This window comes from Methylobacterium adhaesivum, assembly GCF_022179065.1.
Lineage (GTDB): Bacteria > Pseudomonadota > Alphaproteobacteria > Rhizobiales > Beijerinckiaceae > Methylobacterium > Methylobacterium adhaesivum.
Window position 1 is genome coordinate 339,568 of record NZ_BPQD01000007.1, and the last position, 19,988, is coordinate 359,555.

Sequence of the window (19,988 nt, forward strand, 5' to 3'; positions counted from 1 at the left end):
GCACCGGATAAGCACGGATGGCACAACGAGTTCGTCTCGGAGCATCAGCCCACATGATAAGATCGGCGACGCTGATCGCATTCACCTCGGCAATGATGCAGGCAAGCCCGGCGCAAGCTTCCGAGGCGACGGAACTCTTGGGCCTGTGGGAGCAGGTCGCCACGAACGCAGGTGCGTGCGAGACCTGTACCATCGACTTCCGGGCCGCCGGCTCCGGCCTTTCCGTAACGGCCAACAACGGTTGGGCCGCGACCCTAAGCAGTTCCGGCGAGCCCGATACCTTCGGTGCAGGTCGGTGGGAAAATCGCGGGGCCGCCTGGGTCTCGGGGAAGGCGTTCTCGGTCCGTTTCCATCGAGTGGGGAATCGACTGGAAATGACGATGACGATCGATACGGGCTCCGAGCCGAAACCCGTCGTTCGAGGCGTCTACAAACGCACTTGGCAAGGTATGTAATACCAGACCTTGATGAGCACGACCATCAAGGTCTGCCCGCGCGACGGCGCGGCGGCGGTCGTCCACCGAACCTCACTGATCCTGACCATGGGTTGGGATCAGTGAGGCCGAGTATAAGCGTTGGGAGTGACAGCAAGAGTACAAGAAGACGGGCATGGTGGTCGTCACTCCGGTCCTGCCGCACCCCGCCGCTTCGATCGCCGACACGCCAACGAGCGAACTCATCTTCATCGCGACGGAATGCAGTCGCCCCGTCACCGGGGAGTCGTTCGAGACATGGTTTCGGGAGGGAGGCCGGATACGACTCCATGGCCTCAGCAAGACTGGGCCGCGTCGTGCGGCCGAGGCCAGCGAGGCGCAGCTCAACACCCTGTTCGGATGAGCCAATGCAACCGGGGAAAGCGCGACCGACACGAGGAGCGCGAACCGTGAGCGGTTAGCTCGTGAGGCCAAAATAAATCCCGCACCAGTTTCCCGGGTGCGGGATGAAAACCTAAAAGCGATTTGATTTCAGTTGCCTGGAAATCAATTGGTGCCCAGGAAAGGAATGGGGCTTTTTACAAGCAAAGACAATAAAATCAGACACTTACGGCAGCGCCTGCTACGAGCTTTGTATCACAACCCTGTAGCACCTTTCAATGCGGATATTAGGTTATGCGGCCGCCCATCGACACCGAACCCCGAGCTTGCAGGGCACGGTGTTTAGCGCTACTTTCAACATTGCGTCTCAGTGGCTCGCCTTCTGCTCCGGGAAGGCAACGAGTCGAGGTGTCATAAGAGCAGGGCTCGGCGCGCCTGCACCATAGTAGACAATCGGCGGGTGACTCCGCCTTCATGAGGTCCAAGTGGAACACCGCTTTGAGCGGGTTCGGCAGGGCCCTCACTGTCTCGGAGGGTGCAAGGTGTCCAATTATCAAGACCAGTTTGGTGTGAACGTTGCTGTTGCTCGGCGTCCCGTAATTATAGAGCTTGTCCGCAAGGTCGAGTGTACGTTGCCACCCAGACATCGTCGCGCGTCCACGTCTGCGACAGATATCTGCCGTAGCATTGATCTCGAACACCAGGTTGGGACCGTCGTCGAGGCTACTCCGCCGCCCGTTCTGACGACCGGCTTAGATGATGCGTTTAGCAACGCCCTTTCAGCGTGCCACGACTACCCCGGTCAGCGGTTCTTTCAGGATCGGACCGAGAACCGCCTTGCCGTTTTGACACCGGCCTATCGCCTCGCCCTTGAGATTGTCCGGGGAGGCGCGCCGGCTTTCGACCTCGCCGCGAGCCGGATGTCGGCCGGCCTACGCCAGCGCGCGCTCTCGCGAGACAAGCCCGAACTCCTCGCGGTCCAGGTGGCGGCGAAGCCGGAGACGTCGAATCAGCGCAAACAGTGCTCCGCCCTCGCGAGCTTGCTCATGGTGGCGCGGGTTAAGGGCCTGACCGTCGAAGCGTTTCCGGAGTGGGCGTCCGATGCCGACCTCGAAGAGTGCCGCGCGAAGGCCAAGCGCATCCGCTCGGCACTTCGAGCCGGCGTGGCTCCCGACCTCGACGACGATAGCGTGGCTGAACCGGAGGTGGAGGCGCCGTGGGTTCAGGTCGTCTATGGGCGCGGGACGCAGACGGTCGAGATTTTTCCCGCCTCTCTGCCGCTGGCGGCTGAGACTCGCGTTGCGGAGTTGATCGGGGCCGGCGTCGCAGCGGACACCCTGCCGAACGTGCTGCGTCGGATAGCCGACTTCTTGGAAGGGGTCGTCGAGACGAGCTTGCCGCCGACCGAGACCATCGAAACCGGTAAAGCCCCGGCGACCGTCACCCCCGCGAATATGCCGAAGCCGACAGCGCGCCCGATCTCGCCGCGCGACATACTTCGAGGGGACGATCCGCTACCGTTCTAATCGAGATGGTCAGGCTGATTTCAGGTTCGGACGAAGGCGCAATCGGCGCCTTCGTTATTTCGTGAAAAGCGAAAGAGAATTGTCATGGTCACGCTTGCACTTCCTCCCGCGATCATCACCGCGCACGAACGGAAGCTGCGTGCGCAAGCAGCAGAGAGGGCGCGTGTTCGAGATGCGAAAGGTGATGATGCCCTTGTAATACCCTACCACCCCACCGTTCGACGCAAGGACACGCCCAGCACGCCCCCTGCCGCCCCTTCGCCCGCTCCCAAGCCTAGAATAGGGAAAACAGCCCCGACCACCCCCCTGCCGCTCATCGACCGCGTGGGCCTGTCAGACCTGACGACATGGGCCTCGTTCCAAGACGCTCACGCACACGCCGATGCCGAGCGCGAGGACTACCTGCACCTTGGACGCCGCAACTCGGTCAAGCTCGATGGCCAGACCTACGCCGAACTCAACCCCCGCGTCGCCTTCGCCCTCCCGGCCAACAACATGGTCGCAAGAACACGCTATGCCCGAGTCATGGGCGAGCATCTCGAGCGCGTCGCCCAGACGCTGCCGCCCGGCACCCCGGTGTTCTTCGTCAGCCTCATCAATCGGGAGCACACTCTCTCGCGCCGGTCCCGCGCGCGCTTCGACACCCGGCGCGTCGTCGGCTGGACGCATGCCGAACTCCAAGGCTTCAACTACGTCGGGATGGTCGAGGCGGCCTATTTCTCGAACCTCCGGACCCTCGCCGGCCCCAACCGCCGCTATCTCTCGTGGCATACCCACATGCTGCTCTGGGGACCGACCGAGGCCGAACTCGCCGGGCGGATCGAGGGCATCAACCGGCGTTTCATCACCGTTGTCCCGGGCCGGACTGCGGCCCACTACCGTCGCCTCGAACTCGAAGAGGTCTTCGGGCAGGGACTTTATATGACTAAGGGTCAGATCAACGAGTATCGGGCATGGCCGAAGCGGATCGAGGTCGCCAATCCCGACACCGGTGAGGTGCTGAAGCTCCCAACCCGCAACTACACCGTCAAGAAGCGTCCCCTGCGGCCCGGCGATGCGGTTCACCTCTGCCGGGCCTTCGCCGGGCGAACCATCAACGATCTCGCCTTCGCTGCCCGCGACGGTCGGGCGGTTCTCGACGAGATCAACCGGGAGGCGCTCGCGGAGTTTCACCGCTGGGAGGCGCGCCAGCCCTACAAGCTCGCCGAGGAGCGCCGTCGCGCGGCGCGCCGGTCCAAGCGCGCGGGCGGGCGGCCAAGGTAAGCTCTGCGGTTGCGGCGCGGATCGGCCCGGCCGCATTCCCCCTATTTCGTGCCCCGCGAAACAGGAGCCATGGGGCCCGCTTGGCGCGGGGCCCCTATTTCGTTGCCGCCGAAATAGAGTTTCGAGCCGACACCCGGTGGCGCGAGAGGCTCAGTTTTGCCGCCTTGCCGCAGCCCCGTGAAGGCTCTGCCTTGTCACGTAAAGGCTCCTCGTGGCGACCTGCCACTATAAGGATTGAGCCAATGACGCGACTTGAGCAATACCGAGACCGCCGGGCAAAACTCCGCGAGGCACAGACTCAACTCGAAGCCACCCTAGATGATGTCATCCCGAGCCTCTCGCTTCAGCCCTCGGCGGCCTTTGAGGCGCTTCTCGCCTACGCCGTTGATGGTTTGGTGGCGCAGGGCACCATGCGCAGCAAGCAGCAAGCTCTTTATCTCATTTCGAAGGCGCTCACGAAGCACGGCATGATCGGCTGATGAGGATGCCCCGGACGCCCGTCAGCGTCCGGGGTTTCTCAGCCCGAATGGACACGGGGTACAATCGCCGCCGATACTCCCTACAGGACGCAGCAGACGTCCGTGGGAGGTCGGCGATGATCAAAGCGGCGCTGCTTGGGGCTTGTGCCCTGATTGGGCTCACGGCGACGGCGCTGGCGGAGTTGAGGCCGGCCACCCCCGACGTGCCGGCGGTCTTCAAACCAGCCCAGCGTGAGGGCTACTTTTTCGTCGGCGGCCGGTACGTAACGGTAGGTGGGAAGGAACTTGCCACCGGGCAGATGTTTGTCCAGTTCCACGCCCCCGCCAAGGTCACGCAGCCTTTCCCGGTGGTGATGGTGCACGGCACCGCCCAGACCGGTGTCAACTTCCTCGCCACCCCCGATGGCCGGCCCGGATGGGTGGATCGCTTCGTCGAGCGCGGTTTTGCCGTCTACGTCGTCGATCAGGTCGGGCGCGGCCGCTCGGGTGACAACCCGGAGGCATACGGCGCTTATGCCCGCCTCGCACCCGGCGACCTGGAAAGCATTTTCACCGGGCAGGAGCGGTTCGAGCTCTTCCCACAGGCCAAGCTGCATACCCAATGGCCCAGTGGCCCGGGCGTGAAGGGCAACGCCGCTTTCGATCAGTTCTACCTCTCGCAGGTGCCGTACATCGCCAGCGCGCTGAAAAGCGAGGAACTGATGAACCCAGCGCTGATCGCCCTGCTGGAGAAGATCGGCCCCTCGGTCGTGCTGACTCATTCACAGGCCGGGGTGTTCGGCTGGGCCGTGTCGGATCAACGGCCCGACCTCGTAAAGGCGCACGTCGCCGTCGAGCCGAATGGGCCAACCTTCTTCGACATTCGCTTCAAGGGCGGTCTGAAGTGGTACGAGCCGGTCAGTGAGGCCCGCGCTCGGCCCTACGGAATCACCCGCGTACCGCTCCGCTTTGAGCCACCGGTGAACTCCCCAAGCGATCTGACAGTCGTTCAGGCCGACCAGCCGACCCGATCGGATCAAATCCGCTGCTGGCTTCAGGCTGAGCCCGCTCGGCAGCTTCCGAACCTCGCCAAAGTGCCAGCGGTCATTGTCACCGGCGAGGCTTCTTTTCGGGCGACAATGGACGACTGCACGGGTGCTTTCCTCGCCCAAGCCGGAGCGAAGCCAGATCGCCTCGCGCTCGCCGAACACGGCATTCACGGCAACGGGCACATGATGATGCTCGAGGCCAACAACGGCGCGGTCGCCGAGGCGATCATCGGCTGGATTGTCGCGAAGGCTCATTGAGGGGGAGGTGCATTCCGGTGGCTTGCAGGGCCGCGCACACGCTGGGGAAGCGCACAGTGGTCAAAGATCAATGAATGGAACTTGCGGCTCGGTCCGCTTCCGACCCTTTGCATAAAGTTGGAATGGCTTGTTTCGGGCGCTTCATGGACGAGGATTTACACACGATTTAGATAGTTTTGCGAATTTTAGCTTTAGGACACTGATGCATTGTGGTTGGTCACTTCGGTGGTTCAGGAAGCCAACTTACGGGCAGTCGGCGGTCTGTCGATCGGCGGTGCATTAAGGTGGTGAAACTGTCACGGATACGATTTCCATCCGCCCCAGCAGACGTTATCATTCCGGTTGCCTTGATATAGTGGCCTCCGGAAAATACCATGCCCGCAAAACCGATGGTCTTCGTCAATATCGGATGGATGAAGGACTACGCTGGTCCATCGGCGAACGATACGCCAGTAGGTGGCCACGGCTATCTCAAGGACGGCAACATAGGGCACGAGGTTTTCAACTTCGCTTCTCTCGATGGCAAAGTCTATGGCTACGTCCCTCGTTCCGCTCGCATCAACCTTAAAAACCCGGGCGGCTCATCATCTGACGAATTAGTAACCGCGGTCACAGTGGTTTGGATTGCTCGAAATCCTAGCGATAAGAAGACGTATATCGTCGGTTGGTACAGGGACGCTTCTGTTTTTAGGGACAATAATCACATCAAACTGAAACGTAGTAAAAACTTCATTGTTACCTATCAGATCGAGGCTCCGGCGGACAAAGCAACCCTGCTTCCTATCGACCAACGCTTGTTCAGGATTCCTACTGCGAAGGAAGAAGGCAATCTGGGACAGAGCCCGGTCTGGTACGGTGGAAAAGACGAGTTCCGCGCAGAGGTTTCTGCCTATCTCGCGGCGGATGGCACGTTTGCCGAGAAGCCGAAGGTTGGATTGAACGGGGCCAAGTACCAAACTGATCCGGAGTTGCGAAAGCGGATTGAGCTTGCTGCGGTTCGACATGCCACCGCATACTATCGATCAAGAGCAGGGGGCTCCCAGGTCGTCGCCTCCGTCGAGAAGGATGGCGTTGGATGGGATTTGAACGTCACGGCTCCGACCGGTGCGGTGCTGAAGGTCGAGGTAAAGGGGCTGAGCGGACGGGACCTTCTGGTCGAACTAACGCCCAACGAATTTGCGAAAATGAGGAGCACTGAACACCGAGCGCAGTATATCATTTACGTGGTCACGGAGGCACTGACGTCTGAAGCTCGCAGCCACGTCTTCAGGCACAATGCAGAGTCAAGTAAGGGCGGCAATCTCGTGTGGGCAACAGCTGATGGTCGGCAGCTTAAGATCCAGCAGATCGTCGCGGCTAGGCTCTCGGCACCTTACGAAACAATCACCTAAAACTAACACCAGAAGCTGGAAGGTCTGTTTCAGGTTGGTGCCAAGCGTCAACTTTTCCACCATTATCTACCAGTTGGGCGCGACGATCACCCCCAGTACAAAGCCGAGGGTCGCGACAAAAATAGGGGGGGATGGGCGGCTGATAGGGCTGCGCCTAACGCGCAGACTTCGCGTCGGGCGGTAAGACTGGCAAGCGGAAACGAACATGACCACCCTTCCCGGATTGCCCCCCGAAGCCTTCGCCAAGCAGGATCAGACGCCGGACGACCTGTTCTACGCCCATCCACGCTTCGTCACGCATATCGACGATGCGGCCATTGAGGCCGTCACCGACCTCTACCGCAACCACTTGCAGCCCGGCGGGCGCATCCTTGATCTGATGTCGAGTTGGGTCAGCCACTTGCCTGCAGAGGCCGTCTACACTGCGGTGATTGGTCATGGTCTGAACGATCAGGAGCTTGCCGCAAATCCGCGCCTGACGGGGCGCTTCGTGCAGGACCTTAACGCCGATCCCGTCCTGCCTCTCGATACCGACAGCATCGACGCCGCCCTCATCTGCGTCGGGGTTCAATACTTGCAAGATCCTGTGGCGGTCCTCCGCGAGGTTGCGCGGGTGCTGGTGCCGAACGCCCCGGTGATCATTTCATTCTCGAACCGGTGCTTCCCGACCAAAGCAGTGGCCATCTGGCGCGCCATCGGTGGCGACGATCAGGGGCGGCTCATCGACCTCTACCTCAGACATGCTGGGTTCACCGCCGTAGAGATCTACGCCGTGGTGCCGGAGGGCGACCTCGGCGACCCGCTATGGGCAGTGATCGGTCGGACACCATCACGAGTGGAGGGCGTTTAACAGCGGCGGGGTGAAAGGCGGTCACACTACTTTGGCAGGGGCCACAGCTTCCTGCCTCAAGCGGCAATTGCATCATTGGTCCCGAACTCTCGACCTTCGCCCTGCCGCAAGCCATGAAGCTCTCTCGAACGGCGAGCCGTCCACAGGCAGGTTGCACTCGTGAACCTGGGTGTAAGATATTGATCGGCAACGCGCCGCCTTGCCCTTTTCCACCACATGTCCCCATACAGAACATAACGCGAACTGATGCGTTCTCAGAGGCTGATGCTGAGGTGGGAGTTGTTGCGAATGGCCCGTTACCGCTTTCATGCCACCAACGGCTACGCTTTTGTCCTTGATTCGGTTGGCTGGGAAGTTCGCCGTCCCGAGCGCCTCGCCCGCCGGGCGATTGAGGTCGCGGCAAGTTTGATGGACGAACTGGATGGCGAGGAAGATTGGTCGGAGTGGACCATCAGCGTCCACGACCTCCGTGGTCGGCGCGTGCTGGTTCAACCTTTCGTGTCACCTACAGAGCGGGCAACGCACGCAGTCTGGGAATCATCATTGTGCCATCAGCCCCCGGCGCGCACGGAGCCAAGACTGCCGCAAGCGTAGCAAAAACGTTCGAAGGTACTCTTTCGGTGATCGCAGGCGGGGCATCGTTCGAAGACGCCGATGCCGCAGTGTGGGCAGAAGTTGGCCGCCGGGTTGGCAAGGTCGATAGGCCGCTCGCAGCCGGGACAGACCTTTTTTGCGAGACGCTGAAGCGCCCGATCTGTTGCGATCTCAGTTCGCCGCTCCTCGTGGGGGCGTAGCTCAGCCGCTTTTTGGCGTTCGTTGTAGATATGGATGGCGTTGATGGCCGCCCGTCCGAAGATCAGCGTCGCGAGCGCGCCGACGCCGTACTGGACGTAGCCGCCGTAGCTGGGCAGGTAAGGCACCAACTCGACGAAGAAGGCGAAGGCTGCTGCCAGGGCAAAGCCCCAAACGAACGGCCAGTTGCGCGTATGCCGCCGCTTCAGCAGCAGCCATCCAGCAAGCGCCAGAAGCGGCAGGGTCAGGGCAAGGCGATACCCGAAGACCCGTAGCTCCTGCCCGCGCTCGGCCGCTTCGAGCTTCTGCTGTGCCCCCGCCCGGAGATTGGCCTCGATTTCTGCCTGTGCCGTTTCGCGCTCGGAGAGGTCGAGCCCCGACTTCGCCAGCGTCTCCAACCGCTCCTCGACCGTCCGCTCGGCAGATTTCAGCGCGTCGAGCCGTTCGGTGCGGGCGATCAGCCCTGGGTCTTGATCGACGCGCTGCGTGGCATCACGTGTCTTGAGCCAGTTTGCGAAGGTCTCCCGCGCCGCTTCGGACGCCGAGCGCGCGGCATCCAGGGCAAGCTGCGTCTGTTCGGTCTGACGCCGGTTATCGTCCTGCTCGCGACGGATTTGTCTCAGGGCTTCAGCCGCCGAGCCTGACCGGTCCTCGTTGAGGAACTGCTCCAGGGTATAGCGATGCTCGACTTGCGGCAGGTCGCCGACGACGAGTGACCCGAGGCCGGTGAGGAATACGGCAAAGGCGAGCGCTACGACCCAGAGGACGAGGTTGAACCAACGCACGGACAGTCTCGACCCGGATCGCAATGGCTTGCCTCGCTGTCATCGTGACGGTGACGCCCGTCGAAGTCCTGATGACTACCCCGAATCAGGAACGGAAAACGTCTCAAAATCGACAGGGCTTGAACTAAGAATAAAATCCTGATATGGTCGTTGGGCCGTAACATGCGGCACCCACCCCGCGAGGCGCCCGATGAGCCCGAACTTGTGCCGACTGCGACCCCCGTCGCGACCGCCGCAACCGTGCCCTCGGCCGGATGCCACGTACCTCTCCCCTTCCCAGCAGGCGGCCCAACCGGGCCGCCTTCATCGTTTCTGGAGCCCGATGTGATGCAAACCGAACTCGTGTTGCCGACGGTCACGACCCTGCCGACGCTCCTCGCGCCGCCCATGCCGCTTCCCGCAGAGCACAAAGTCGCCCGCGAGCCTGTCGCCCCGCTGCTGTTGCTTGGGCTCGATCAGAGCGGCAAGCCGCACGGGGCACGATTCGGGGATGCGGACGACGCTGCGGCGGTCGAACGGGCTGCTGACCTGATGGATTTCTTCCACGTCAGCGCTGACACCGAAGCCCTACGCATACTTGCCGTGACCCTACCTATGGGTAGGCTGTTCGGGAGTGGGCGAGCCTTCACACCCTTCATCAAGAGGACGCTCTACGACGGGCTGCTCGCTGCGGCTGGCATCGACGACCGCCCGAGGCCAGCGAAGGCCGCTGGCAAGCCTGCTGAGGCCGGAGGCGGGGCGGAGGGCAAACCGAGTGGCGGGCCGGGCGGAGCGGGCGCTGGCGACCCGCCAGCGACGCGGGTGGGTGCGAAGGCCCCGGCCGACCATTCGCAGATTGGGCTCGGCAGCCTCGTGCTCGCGCAGGGCGATGACGAGGACGATGAGGGCTACTACCCGGCCAAGGTGATCCTGACGAAGGCCAACGACCATTTCGTGCTGACGTGGGCGGACTATCCCGACCTGCCCGAGTTCAGCCGTCCGCGCCGGGCGCTGGCGCTGCTGCACCCCGAAACGGCCGCGGAGGCAGGTTAGCGCCGTGGCCGGCCGCGTTACCCCAACCGAGCCGACGCGCGTTCGCACTCTCAACGATGCCCTGCGCCGGAGCTTCACCGGCGGGCCGGTCATGCTGACCGCCGGGGTCGCAGCCTTGCCTGATAACACCCGCACCGCCGTTCTCGCGGCGGTGCGAGCCTTCGACCACTTCGACGCCGACGATGATCCGCATGGCGAGCACGACTTCGGCGCGGTCACGGTCGGCCGCCAGCGATGTTTCTGGAAGATCGACTGCTACGACCGGTCGCTGACCGCAGCCTCGCCCGACCCGGCAGACCCCACGGTCACGACCCGCGTCCTCACCATCACGCTCGCTGAGGAGTATTGAGGTGGCCGGCCGCAAGCTCGATCCCACCGACGTGCCGACCCTCGGCCCATGGCAGGTGGGGAGTGAAGGCGAGGCAGACGCGCCACCCGAGCCGGCAACGAACGATGACCCGAGCAGCCCAGCCTACCTCATCCGGCAGGCTCGGCCGATAGAGATGGGTGGCATACCCATCGCCCACAGCATCCGGCGGGTCGCCGACGCTCGGCTGATGGCCGCCGCGCCCGACCTTGCCGATGCTTTGGTGCGGCTCCTGACCTCTCACGAACTCAACGGGCAAGGCATCGAACCTCGCACGCAGCGGGAGAGAGACGCGGCATGGGTCCTGCTCGTGCGGGTCGCTCCGCACCTTGAGATCGGAGCGTGGCCGTGATTCGGCCGGCCCGACAATCAACCCGGTGGCGTGCTCCGAGGCCGCCGGCCGGCGCGCAGCGGCATCGGCTGGGCCGCTCCTGGCTCGGGGGCGATGAGGAGTACGGCGATTGGTACGGCGAGGGCCGTCGCCATCGCCTCCAGGGTGGTGATCGTCACGTTCTCCGACCCCCGCTCGACGCGCCCGACATAAGCGCGGTCGATGCCGGCCGCGAGCGCCAGACGCTCCTGCGACAGCCCTTGGGCGACGCGCAGCCGCCGCAGGTTCCAACCGATGATCGAGCGTGCATCCATGCCCGCACAGGGCCAGATCAGCGGCTTGACAATCGACGGACCAATGGTCCCCTAATCCCACAACTTCAGCGCGACAACCGCACTGAGCACGATCCCCAATCCGACCAACCCACGGCTCTGCCGCATCAAGGTTCGCCCCCTATGACCGCCTTCCCGTCAGCGTTTCCAAAGAGCCGCCTCCTGCATCGGTTGATCGTGGTCGGCGTGGCCCTGCTACCAGCCGCGTGTGCTGCGCAGACCCCTCGCTGCTCGGACGAGGGCGTGACAGCCAAGGTCAAGGAACTCGTCTTGCAGATGCTGGGCGAGAACTACGGCCTGACGGCGATGTACGACCTCAAGGCGACACGGTTCGATCTGCGGGCGATCCGCACGGTCGCTTCGGATGATCAGCGCAGCACCTGCCGGACCGATCTCGCGATAGAGTTCGAACTCAACAGCGACCTCAAAGCCTCGATGGCCAAGCCGTCGGGCAACGCGACCGAGGCGCAGATGATGAAGTCCATGCTCGGCAACAACAGTCGCTCGGTCGATCTGCGTTACAGCGTCGAGCGCACCGATGATGGCAAGGACCTATACGTCAGCATCAAGCGGTTTTGATCGGTGATGACGCACAGGATGCACGGGATGCACGGGCTTCTCCGCAATGGGGGCATCATGATGCTCGGCGTAGCGCTCGCGACCAGCGTGGCGCTGGCCGTGGAGCCTCCTACAATTCCGACCGCCGCCGGGGTTGCGGCATCGCGTTGCGCCGTTGGGCAACCCTGCACGTTCACATCACCGGTCTTCGCCTGCGACTACGCCGGGGCCGAGAAGATCGCGGCCGCCGGGCCGGCACAGGGCAGTGAGATCGCCAACGGGCTTGTGCTCGAGAAGACATGCCAGACGGTGCCGGCCGGCCGGGCCGTTATGACCGAAGCCGCCAAGGTGGCTCAGATCGTCTACCTATCTGATGGTGGCCAGCATCTCGGCTACATGCCGGTCGGCGTCTTCGCGTCGAGCGGCACCGGGGCACGGGCGGCCTGCGACCAGCCCGGCTTCTGCGCCGTGCGGCCCGGAGCACAAGTCTCGCTCTGCCCAACGGTCGAGAGCCTTGCACTACCCACGCCGGAAGCGAAATCGGCGGCGAAGTGTCTGCGCATCAGCGACAGCAACGCCGGCGAGGTCGTTTCCGTGGCTGAGAAGTCGGTCACGCTCGCCAACATGTTCGGCGGCAAGCCGCCCTACCAGTCGGTCTACCACGCCCCCCGCAGCGACTTCGTCCGTCTTGATCTGCAACCCTATCCGACGCCCGCAGCACGCGGCTGGTGCCGGCCTGAGACGTGGTGCGTGACGGCGGCGACTGCGCTGTTCTGCACCGACAAGGCCGCGCCCGCGCGCATCGAGGCCACGCCGCTCGGCGAGCCGCGTCGGTTGGCCGTCCAGGCCGAACCAAGTTGCCGTTTCGTGGTCGGGGGCGGGGTTCTGAAGCCGAAAGAGTTCCCGGAGACCGGCGATCCGCAGAAGCTTGTCGCAGTCGAGCATCCAACTCTTGGTGTCGGTTGGGCCAACGTCAGTGCTTTTCCGGTCGTCGCCTTCAACCCGCCGCTGCGCGACACGGCGCGGATGGCTGACATCAGGATCAGCCAAACCCGCGAACCGGCCTACGCAGCCATCGACATTCGAGGTCAGGGAACGCCCGTGGCATCGGGCGTTTTCCGGTCCGGACCGCAGGAGCGCCATGAGTTCTGCGCGGGGTATTGGGGGGAAGACCAGATTGAGCCGCTGAACTCGTGCTTGTCCGAGCCGGACGCGACCATCACAGCGAAGGCGAATTGCGAGTCGAAGGAGTTGTCCATCAACGGTCGCCGGTATGGGCTGTTCGAGCGGCCGTCCGACGCCGCAGCGGACATCCACACCGACGCGCATCGCCAGATGCTCTATCGCGACCTCAAGAGCCGGGAGTGGCTGGACGGTTCGACGGTCTCGGGGGAGGTGACGGTCGCGACGGCCCTCAATGCTCTGTGTCCCGGCGTCGATCCCGAAGCCTCACACGGGTTGATCTACCGAGATCCGCGTGCGCAGTACCCCCGCGCATTGTGGGGGCGGTGGTTCAACGACTCACGCGCGTGCACCGATCCGCGGCGCAACCAGCCCGACTATGACGAGTACGTCTAGTCTGAGATCAGCGAGCGGGCGGAGCGCTCGCGCGACAGCACGGATACGCTGAGCGCGATTCGTCAGATGGGTCGGGATACATGGCAAATCGATGCGACGAGCCCGAGCCAGGAGGAGGCGCTAAACTTCTCATCCATGCTGTACACCGTCACCCGGAACGGACTGGAGATTCGGGCGAACGACCCCAAGAACAACACACAATTAACTCGATGGGTCCGCTGCACACGCTGAGCGTCAGCTGCCGATTACGATCAACTCTTTGCTGTACCTCGGAATGTCCGCTCCCAGGCTGTTGAGGCAGCGGGCAACGATCGGCTTGGGTGGGAAGCTGACGCTTGGTACCGCCGCGAAGGTCCCCGGTGCGTGCATTGTAGCCCGTTAGCCAACGAAGAGTATTGCATGGAAGCTGGCTTCGCGCTCCCGCCCGCTCATGATTTACACAGACAACAGCCATGCCAATTTACTAGATTCTATGAGCACACTCCTTTTACAGCCCTTGTCAACAGAGGTCGTTACTCGTTCGCGCGGTTTAAGATCCGGAATCTAGCTTTTTGAGATCGCGCAGCATGTACAACCACGTATAATCATCTTTTTTCTTAAATTCTTTTGCGACGTCTCTGACTGAGCTATATATTCCAAATGGATTTATGCCCGGTAACGGAATATTTCCTAGCGCAGACATAATTGCTACTGCGGTTGTTTTTGGCCTATGGCTTTCGACAATTTGATCCATTGCTTCTGCAATTGTTTTGTTGAGGACATTCTGAGCTACAACGGGATCGCCATTTGATACTGATGCTATATCAGAAATTTTTTCTTTCAATTCAACAAAAGCCCTCGATAATTTCAGGTCTATAATTTCGTTCCATGGCACGTTCGCTAGGAGCGGGATTTGACTTGCGAACAGCTGATACGAAATTGACGAAACGTCCGAAGATATGCCAAAGCTTTTGGTTGCTTTAACCGCAATATTCTCGTCATCTGTCGCTTGTAGGACGCACGATTCCTTTAGGTTTATACGATCCCACAAATTTACTGCATCAACAGCTACTCGTGCCCGGCCTTCAGCGTACTGAATCTCAATTTCATCTGTAATAGATCTTACACCCTTTTCTTGTTCGATAAATTTGAGCAGCTCGTTATGAGCGTACTCATATTTATTCTCTGGCTCTGGATAACTGTAGTTCTCATGCTCATGCCCCCATCTGGGATAGCCTCGCTCCAGTGATCTAAGGCGCCTCTCAAGACATTCGGGCTCTAATATTGCGCTAACCGGCTGCGTAAGATCGTGAATAATATGACGGTCTCTTTTCTTGACGGCGTCGTCAACCAAGCCATTAACGAACGCATCCTTATCAAATTTTCCCAAGTCCTCAACAATTAAACCTTCAAACCATAGAAAACATAGCTTGGAGTCTTCTAATTTAAAATCTTGATCGATAGCTCGATTGAAGCTTATCAAGACTTTCTTACCAGTCATAAATCTCTTACCTGTTCCAATATCCGCTCGAGAAAGATGAGATTTACGAAATTTAACCTTCGATCGCCATTGTATCCGCCTATTCAATTGAACGTGACGTATGAGAAGGATTTTAGAAATTACACTGATCCGAAGTCACTGGCCAGACGGCAGCGTAATTTTTGGTAAGCACGGCCAACTACGCGCACTTCTGCTTTGGGTCGGATGCGGAGGGTCTGCTTCCGGGCGGTGGGACAGGATCCGTTTCCCACTCTCCGCAGCCGTTCGGTAGCGGCGATGGGCAGGCAGCATGGGTCATTTTTTACGTTTCCCGCAACACTCGGTAAACCTGCATCCGTGAGCAACCAAGCGTGCGAGCGATGGCCGCCGGCCCAACGCCATCGGCGTGCATGGTACGGATACGGTCACGGTCGAGCCGACGCTTGCCACCCGCGTAGACGCCGCTTGCCTTCGCCCGCATGATGCCCTCGCGCTGACGCTCACGGATGAAGCGGCGCTCCATCTGCGCCACCATGCCGAGCACAGTCAGCATGACATGGCCCATCGGCCCCTGCGTCGAGACGTGCGGGTCAAGCACGGTCACGAAGGCCCCACGCTGCTCGACCTCGTAGATGATGTTGAGCACATCGCGGGTGTCGCGCCCGAGCCGGTCGAGGCGGGCGACAACGAGTTCGTCACCCGCGCGCAGGAACTCGATGACGGTCGCCAGTTCGGTGCGGCCCTCGCGCGAGCCGCCTGATACCTTTTCCGAGCGGATGAGGGTACAGCCCTCGACAGTGAGGCGGGAAACCTGCCCGTCAAGGTCTTGGTCGAGGGTCGAAACGCGGGCGTAGCCAATGCGGGCCATGGGGGTCACCTCGGGGTTTAGGCCCGAGGTGAGTAGCGCAACGGCAAATAGTCCGGTCAAGCCGGCACCATTCGAGGAGCTTCGCCCCCGCCATTCCCAAGCGATGTGCTCGGATTGACGTCGCATCGGTTATGCAACATGATTTGTTGCATGAGACGGGATAGCCGATTGTCGGGCGTGCTCCACGTCCTCCTGCACATGGCCGAGTTCGAGGGGGCGGTAACGTCCGAGCGCCTCGCCTCCGTCATGGACACGAACCCTGTCGTCGTGCGCCGCCTGATGGGTGGCTTGCGCGATCTCGGGCTCGTGGCTTCCGAGAAGGGCCACGGCGGCGGCTGGACGCTCAACTGCGACCTCGACCGCGTGTCCCTGCGTGATGTCTACGTCGCACTTGGCTCGCCGGAGATCCTCACGATGGGGCACCGAAACGAAGAGCCGACCTGCCTCGTCGAACAAGCCGTCAACGCCGCGCTCGGCACCGCTTTCGAGGATGCAGAGCGCCTGCTGCTTGAGCGGCTCGGCGAGGTCACCCTTGCCCGCCTCAGCGCCGATTTCCACGCGCGCATGGCGAAGCGCGGCCTTTGCAGCCAGGAGCCCGAACCCGATGTTGCGTAGCGCCGAACCGGAAGCCATGGACTTCATCGCCGCCTTCAACGATCCGCAGGCCGCCGCCCAATATGCCGAGGGGCCGCGCCGCTTCGTGCCTGGCTACGAGGCGCTGCATCGGATGACCGCCATCCTGCTCGCAGAAGGATCACCGGCCAATGCGCGGGTGCTGGTCCTCGGCGCAGGCGGGGGGCTGGAACTGCGAGCGCTGGCCGAGGCTCATCCCACATGGTCCTTCGTCGGCATCGATCCCGCACGGGAGATGCTGAAGGAAGCCGAGCGGGTGCTTGGATCTCTGATGGACAGGGTGACATTGGTCGAAGGGTACATCGACGACGCGCCCTCAGGTCCCTTCGATGCCGCCGCCTGCCTTCTGACCCTGCACTTCCTCGAGCCTGCCGAGCGCGCAGCAACGGTCCGCGCGATCCACCAGCGCCTGAAGCACGGAGCGCCGTTCGTTGCGGCACATGGCAGTTTTCCGCAGGCTAAGGATGAGCGGCCGCGCTGGCTCGACCGCTACGAGTCCTATGCGGTCGCCTCAGGCGCAGATCGAGAGCAAGCTCAAAAGGCCCGGACTGCGGTCGGCGCTCACCTGCCCACCCTCTCGCCCGAGCAGGACGCGGACATCCTGCGCGTAGGCGGTTTCTCAGACGTCGCCCTGTTCTTCGCGGCGTTCACATGGCGCGGGTGGGTAGCCCGAGCATAGCAGCGGCCGATCGGAAAGTGTCACATCAGGGCCTTAGAGCTGCGGCCGATGGTGTCACAGCAAATAGGCCCAGCCACCCTGACGTGACGTCGCCGAGGCTGACAGAGTGACGTCACGCCGGGGTATACCCTGCGTAGCTTCGCATCGGCATGAGCATCAAAAAATCTATCTGGACTTTTGACCAACCAGACAATAAATAGATTATTTTTCTAAATAACTTCAAATATAGTTATGATAAATCTATATGATCAAGCAAAACACAATACAACCAGTGCCGCTGGGCCAGCGTTCGTCCCCAGTTCCCTGCTGGCCGCAATTATGTTAGTAGTGTCGGCCACAAACTTGGGCAATCATTCAATCATACGGCATCTATTCCATGCCAGAGATTGATTCAGAATTTGGATTTATAAATGAGCACCCCAATAGACAACAAGCAATTTAGCGGATTTAGATTATCATATTTTTCTGTCGTTAAGCTATTTGATGAATTTACCTATGAGATTCCCCTCAATAATGACAAGCATGTCACTGCTATTATCGCCCCAAATGGAATGGGCAAGACACTCTGCCTAAGGATGATAGACGGGTTTTTCTCAAATAGGTGGAGTATATTTTCGGAGACTGTCTTTGAAAGCGCGCTATTTCGATTTACGAATGGTTGTGAAGTCGAAGTAAAAAAGTCAAAACCATCTAAAGAAGATAGCGATGATGCATTGTCACATGCTCGTTTCGAGGTTGTTATATCAACCCTCGGGTCTGATGACCCCATCGTGTGGCGGCCGAAGCCGGATGACCGACGGGTCTTCACTCCCGAACGTTATTTGCCGTTTTTAACTAGAGTGGGATCAAGTCGGTGGCGACATGATCACACCGGTGAAACATTTAATATAACTGAAATATTAGAGCTGTTTGGCGAACAGCTTCCTCAATCATTCAGAAGCAGCATCTATGGTAAAAAACCTATATTATTAGAGAATATAATTACCGAGGTTCACTGTCGTCTGATCGAAACTCAACGACTCCTTATTTTGAAAGAACGCCCTACCAACAAAGTTTACTATGGACATCAGGCCAACTCGGCGAAATCCACTTTAGCTATAGCGCAGAAGGCAGAAACCCTCAAGGCAAAAATTTCCAAGGAGATCAACGATTACGCAGCGCTTTCTCAATCACTCGATCGATCCTTCCCGCGGCGTGTCATTCAACAATCCACGGATACATATGTCCGTACTTCAATTGCCATTGAGGAACTCAAAGCGCGACTTCAAGATTTGGACAAACAGCGTGATGAGCTCACAAGAGCAGGCATCCTAGATGCCGAAGCTGATCAGCCTGTAGCCCTTCCTCCTGGTGATATCTCAACAGATATTGCAAGCGTTCTGCAAGTCTATGCTGATGATACTCAGAAAAAACTTTCATCGTTGTCTCGAATATTGGAAAAAATCAATCTTTTTAAGAGACTCATTGACCAAAGGTTCATTACTAAAGATGTAACGATAAGTAAAAAGAATGGTATAGACGTTACTTTCCACGGGAGTATCGTCCCGTTGGAGAAGCTTTCTTCTGGCGAGCAACACCAGCTGGTTCTTTTCTTTGAATTATTATTTGAAATCGAAGGAAATTCGTTGATTCTAATCGACGAACCAGAACTCTCACTTCATGTGGCTTGGCAGAAAAAATTTATCTCTGACCTCATGGAGATCATCAAACTCAATAGATTTGATGTCATACTTGCAACTCACTCTCCGCAGCTTGTTGGCCGTTGGAATGACCTCGTCGTCGAACTAGGCGATGTCGATCCCGATGATGATGAAAGCGAGCATACAGCAGGCGCTGGCACGATTGATCTGCTGGAGGGTGAGTTCTAAAATGCTTTCAATCTCTAAGTATATGGACGAATACGATATCGCTCAGGAAGTTCGATTTGAACGTCAAGTACATAAAGGCTCGATACTTCTGTTAGAGGGTCCGACCGATGTCAAAAGATTTGCGGAGTACTTAGACGAGACAGAGTGTTCGATAGCAAACTGCTATGGACGCAGCAAAGCAACGAAAGCAATTCGTTTGCTTTCCGAGGATGGATTTTTAGGTGCACTCGCCGTTCTCGACTGCGATTTTGATAGAATATTGAAGAGGCTTGAGATACATGAAAATATAGTCTATTCAGACCTTCATGATTATGATCTTGAATGGATAACGTCTAACGTCCTAAAGCGCTATCTTTTTCAGGTGGGAGATGTTTCAAAATGCTTGGCTATAGGTGGGAGCCAGCAGATATTTCGGAGAATTATCGAAGGTATCAAACCATTATCTGTGCTCAAGCTATTAAACGCCAACGGTAACATACGGTTTAAGCTTTCTATATTAAAAATGGAAGACTTCAGCGATGGCATGTCAATTGACATTGATAAGCTTGTCGATGGAGTTTTCGAAGGGCGAGCCGCCGATGCAGCTGTTAAAGCAGATTTAAGACAAAAAATAGAGCGTATACTTGACAGAAATTTTGATTTGATGCAGCTATCAAATGGACATGACGTAATGACCGCCCTAGGTCTCGCGCTTCGCAGCGCGATTGGATCGAGATCAATACCCCAAACTTGGGGTAAAGAGATAGAACTTCACATCAGATTAGCTTTCACAGATGACGAGTTTGTAAAATGTTCCGTGTGCAGAGATATTGTTGAGTGGGAACGTCAAAATGCTCCATACATAGTAATAGATCATCGCATAAGGACAAAATATAATTTGCAAACTGCAAGCGGTCCTGCATATGCGGTAGCCGTCCCCACTTAAAGAATAGCAAGCTCGGTCGAGAGGATTGGTGAGCGCGGAGGCTGAACAACCATCCACGACCCATCTTTCTGCTCGGCTGACTTAGGAAGGCCGCTGGATCAATAGCGAGTCGGCGGTACAGACTGGTCAGAGCAGGAGTCAAGCCATGGTCGTCGGGGCAGTCTTGGAAAA

22 protein-coding genes are annotated in these 19,988 nt (G+C 59.4%); 18 read left to right on the top strand and 4 right to left on the bottom strand.

The genetic code is table 11. The annotated features are described in order from the left end of the window. The first annotated feature begins 17 nt into the window (after positions 1 to 17). The 9 genes from MFF01_RS09010 (at position 18) to MFF01_RS22155 (ending at position 8,204) form a co-directional block, all read left to right on the top strand. The gene (locus tag MFF01_RS09010; protein ID WP_238224080.1) at positions 18 to 455 is read left to right on the top strand and encodes a hypothetical protein; all 438 of its coding nucleotides are present in this window, start codon (positions 18 to 20) and stop codon (positions 453 to 455) included. A 154-nt stretch (positions 456 to 609) separates the two neighbouring features. After that, positions 610 to 837, top strand: a complete 228-nt coding sequence (locus MFF01_RS09015; RefSeq protein WP_238224082.1) for a hypothetical protein — start codon at positions 610 to 612, stop codon at positions 835 to 837. 520 nt (positions 838 to 1,357) lie between these two features. Beyond that, entirely contained in the window at positions 1,358 to 2,341 is a 984-nt protein-coding gene (locus tag MFF01_RS09020) for a hypothetical protein (RefSeq protein ID WP_238224084.1), read from the top strand. 324 nt (positions 2,342 to 2,665) lie between these two features. Then, the gene (locus MFF01_RS09025; RefSeq protein WP_238224086.1) at positions 2,666 to 3,604 is read left to right on the top strand and encodes a hypothetical protein; all 939 of its coding nucleotides are present in this window, start codon (positions 2,666 to 2,668) and stop codon (positions 3,602 to 3,604) included. A 242-nt stretch (positions 3,605 to 3,846) separates the two neighbouring features. Further along, positions 3,847 to 4,083 (top strand): hypothetical protein, encoded by a 237-nt coding sequence (locus MFF01_RS09030; RefSeq protein ID WP_238224088.1) that lies wholly within the window; start codon positions 3,847 to 3,849, stop codon positions 4,081 to 4,083. Between the two features lie 116 nt (positions 4,084 to 4,199). Then, positions 4,200 to 5,369: an alpha/beta hydrolase gene (locus MFF01_RS09035; RefSeq protein ID WP_238224090.1), complete on the top strand. Its 1,170-nt coding sequence runs from the start codon at positions 4,200 to 4,202 to the stop codon at positions 5,367 to 5,369. A gap of 374 nt (positions 5,370 to 5,743) precedes the next feature. After that, positions 5,744 to 6,760 carry a protein NO VEIN domain-containing protein gene (locus MFF01_RS09040; RefSeq protein WP_238224092.1) on the top strand — a complete coding sequence of 339 codons (1,017 nt, stop codon included), beginning with the start codon at positions 5,744 to 5,746 and terminating at the stop codon, positions 6,758 to 6,760. 205 nt (positions 6,761 to 6,965) lie between these two features. Next, positions 6,966 to 7,610: a class I SAM-dependent methyltransferase gene (locus MFF01_RS09045; RefSeq protein WP_238224093.1), complete on the top strand. Its 645-nt coding sequence runs from the start codon at positions 6,966 to 6,968 to the stop codon at positions 7,608 to 7,610. 288 nt (positions 7,611 to 7,898) lie between these two features. Continuing rightward, a complete protein-coding gene (locus MFF01_RS22155) occupies positions 7,899 to 8,204 on the top strand; it encodes a DUF6894 family protein (RefSeq protein WP_373319699.1) in 306 nt (101 codons plus the stop codon). Here the strand turns inward: MFF01_RS22155 and MFF01_RS09050 are convergent. Beyond that, entirely contained in the window at positions 8,162 to 9,211 is a 1,050-nt protein-coding gene (locus MFF01_RS09050) for a double zinc ribbon domain-containing protein (protein WP_238224097.1), read from the bottom strand. The genes MFF01_RS22155 and MFF01_RS09050 overlap by 43 nt on opposite strands. 303 nt (positions 9,212 to 9,514) lie before the next feature. On the opposite strand from MFF01_RS09050, the gene MFF01_RS09055 reads away from it, so the two are divergent. From MFF01_RS09055 to MFF01_RS09065, 3 genes are read left to right on the top strand one after another with little or no spacing between them, the layout of a single operon-like run. Then, positions 9,515 to 10,219, top strand: coding sequence for a hypothetical protein (locus MFF01_RS09055; RefSeq protein ID WP_238224099.1), 705 nt, complete (start codon positions 9,515 to 9,517; stop codon positions 10,217 to 10,219). Between the two features lie 4 nt (positions 10,220 to 10,223). Beyond that, positions 10,224 to 10,568 carry a DUF3768 domain-containing protein gene (locus tag MFF01_RS09060; RefSeq protein WP_238224101.1) on the top strand — a complete coding sequence of 115 codons (345 nt, stop codon included), beginning with the start codon at positions 10,224 to 10,226 and terminating at the stop codon, positions 10,566 to 10,568. A 1-nt stretch (position 10,569) separates the two neighbouring features. Continuing rightward, positions 10,570 to 10,938, top strand: coding sequence for an XkdD/Y8K6 family phage-associated protein (locus MFF01_RS09065; RefSeq protein ID WP_238224103.1), 369 nt, complete (start codon positions 10,570 to 10,572; stop codon positions 10,936 to 10,938). A 17-nt stretch (positions 10,939 to 10,955) separates the two neighbouring features. On the opposite strand, the gene MFF01_RS09070 is transcribed toward MFF01_RS09065, so the two are convergent. Then, positions 10,956 to 11,231: a helix-turn-helix domain-containing protein gene (locus tag MFF01_RS09070; RefSeq protein WP_238224104.1), complete on the bottom strand. Its 276-nt coding sequence runs from the start codon at positions 11,229 to 11,231 to the stop codon at positions 10,956 to 10,958. 141 nt (positions 11,232 to 11,372) lie between these two features. Between MFF01_RS09070 and MFF01_RS09075 the strand changes: the two genes are divergently transcribed. Both MFF01_RS09075 and MFF01_RS09080 read left to right on the top strand, forming a co-directional pair. Further along, positions 11,373 to 11,828 (top strand): hypothetical protein, encoded by a 456-nt coding sequence (locus tag MFF01_RS09075; protein WP_238224105.1) that lies wholly within the window; start codon positions 11,373 to 11,375, stop codon positions 11,826 to 11,828. Positions 11,829 to 11,855: 27 nt separating this feature from the next. Further along, complete coding sequence (locus MFF01_RS09080) at positions 11,856 to 13,385, top strand: hypothetical protein (RefSeq protein WP_238224106.1); 1,530 nt, start codon at positions 11,856 to 11,858, stop codon at positions 13,383 to 13,385. 529 nt (positions 13,386 to 13,914) lie between these two features. Here MFF01_RS09080 and MFF01_RS09085 read toward each other — a convergent pair. Together MFF01_RS09085 and MFF01_RS09090 are read right to left on the bottom strand one after the other, a co-directional pair. After that, positions 13,915 to 14,865 carry a hypothetical protein gene (locus tag MFF01_RS09085; RefSeq protein WP_238224113.1) on the bottom strand — a complete coding sequence of 317 codons (951 nt, stop codon included), beginning with the start codon at positions 14,863 to 14,865 and terminating at the stop codon, positions 13,915 to 13,917. A gap of 301 nt (positions 14,866 to 15,166) precedes the next feature. Continuing rightward, entirely contained in the window at positions 15,167 to 15,712 is a 546-nt protein-coding gene (locus tag MFF01_RS09090) for a recombinase family protein (RefSeq protein WP_238224114.1), read from the bottom strand. Positions 15,713 to 15,862: 150 nt separating this feature from the next. Here MFF01_RS09090 and MFF01_RS09095 point away from each other — a divergent pair, with 150 nt between their 5' ends. The 4 genes from MFF01_RS09095 (at position 15,863) to MFF01_RS09110 (ending at position 19,817) form a co-directional block, all read left to right on the top strand. Beyond that, positions 15,863 to 16,327: an Rrf2 family transcriptional regulator gene (locus tag MFF01_RS09095; protein ID WP_238224120.1), complete on the top strand. Its 465-nt coding sequence runs from the start codon at positions 15,863 to 15,865 to the stop codon at positions 16,325 to 16,327. Next, positions 16,317 to 17,024 carry a class I SAM-dependent methyltransferase gene (locus tag MFF01_RS09100; RefSeq protein WP_238224122.1) on the top strand — a complete coding sequence of 236 codons (708 nt, stop codon included), beginning with the start codon at positions 16,317 to 16,319 and terminating at the stop codon, positions 17,022 to 17,024. Before MFF01_RS09095 ends, MFF01_RS09100 begins: the two co-directional genes overlap by 11 nt. A gap of 410 nt (positions 17,025 to 17,434) precedes the next feature. Continuing rightward, positions 17,435 to 18,892, top strand: a complete 1,458-nt coding sequence (locus MFF01_RS09105; RefSeq protein WP_238224124.1) for an AAA family ATPase — start codon at positions 17,435 to 17,437, stop codon at positions 18,890 to 18,892. Position 18,893: 1 nt separating this feature from the next. Then, positions 18,894 to 19,817, top strand: coding sequence for a DUF4435 domain-containing protein (locus tag MFF01_RS09110; RefSeq protein WP_238224131.1), 924 nt, complete (start codon positions 18,894 to 18,896; stop codon positions 19,815 to 19,817). Positions 19,818 to 19,988 lie beyond the last annotated feature (171 nt).

Coding starts and splice junctions, on each gene's coding strand:
- MFF01_RS09010 (WP_238224080.1), top strand. CDS start 18: ATGGCACAACGAGTTCGTCTCGGAGCATCAGCCCACATGATAAGATCG.
- MFF01_RS09015 (WP_238224082.1), top strand. CDS start 610: ATGGTGGTCGTCACTCCGGTCCTGCCGCACCCCGCCGCTTCGATCGCC.
- MFF01_RS09030 (WP_238224088.1), top strand. CDS start 3,847: ATGACGCGACTTGAGCAATACCGAGACCGCCGGGCAAAACTCCGCGAG.
- MFF01_RS09035 (WP_238224090.1), top strand. CDS start 4,200: ATGATCAAAGCGGCGCTGCTTGGGGCTTGTGCCCTGATTGGGCTCACG.
- MFF01_RS09040 (WP_238224092.1), top strand. CDS start 5,744: ATGCCCGCAAAACCGATGGTCTTCGTCAATATCGGATGGATGAAGGAC.
- MFF01_RS09045 (WP_238224093.1), top strand. CDS start 6,966: ATGACCACCCTTCCCGGATTGCCCCCCGAAGCCTTCGCCAAGCAGGAT.
- MFF01_RS22155 (WP_373319699.1), top strand. CDS start 7,899: ATGGCCCGTTACCGCTTTCATGCCACCAACGGCTACGCTTTTGTCCTT.
- MFF01_RS09055 (WP_238224099.1), top strand. CDS start 9,515: ATGCAAACCGAACTCGTGTTGCCGACGGTCACGACCCTGCCGACGCTC.
- MFF01_RS09070 (WP_238224104.1), bottom strand. CDS start 11,231: ATGGATGCACGCTCGATCATCGGTTGGAACCTGCGGCGGCTGCGCGTC.
- MFF01_RS09075 (WP_238224105.1), top strand. CDS start 11,373: ATGACCGCCTTCCCGTCAGCGTTTCCAAAGAGCCGCCTCCTGCATCGG.
- MFF01_RS09080 (WP_238224106.1), top strand. CDS start 11,856: ATGCACGGGCTTCTCCGCAATGGGGGCATCATGATGCTCGGCGTAGCG.
- MFF01_RS09085 (WP_238224113.1), bottom strand. CDS start 14,865: ATGACTGGTAAGAAAGTCTTGATAAGCTTCAATCGAGCTATCGATCAA.
- MFF01_RS09090 (WP_238224114.1), bottom strand. CDS start 15,712: ATGGCCCGCATTGGCTACGCCCGCGTTTCGACCCTCGACCAAGACCTT.
- MFF01_RS09095 (WP_238224120.1), top strand. CDS start 15,863: ATGAGACGGGATAGCCGATTGTCGGGCGTGCTCCACGTCCTCCTGCAC.
- MFF01_RS09100 (WP_238224122.1), top strand. CDS start 16,317: ATGTTGCGTAGCGCCGAACCGGAAGCCATGGACTTCATCGCCGCCTTC.
- MFF01_RS09105 (WP_238224124.1), top strand. CDS start 17,435: ATGAGCACCCCAATAGACAACAAGCAATTTAGCGGATTTAGATTATCA.
- MFF01_RS09110 (WP_238224131.1), top strand. CDS start 18,894: ATGCTTTCAATCTCTAAGTATATGGACGAATACGATATCGCTCAGGAA.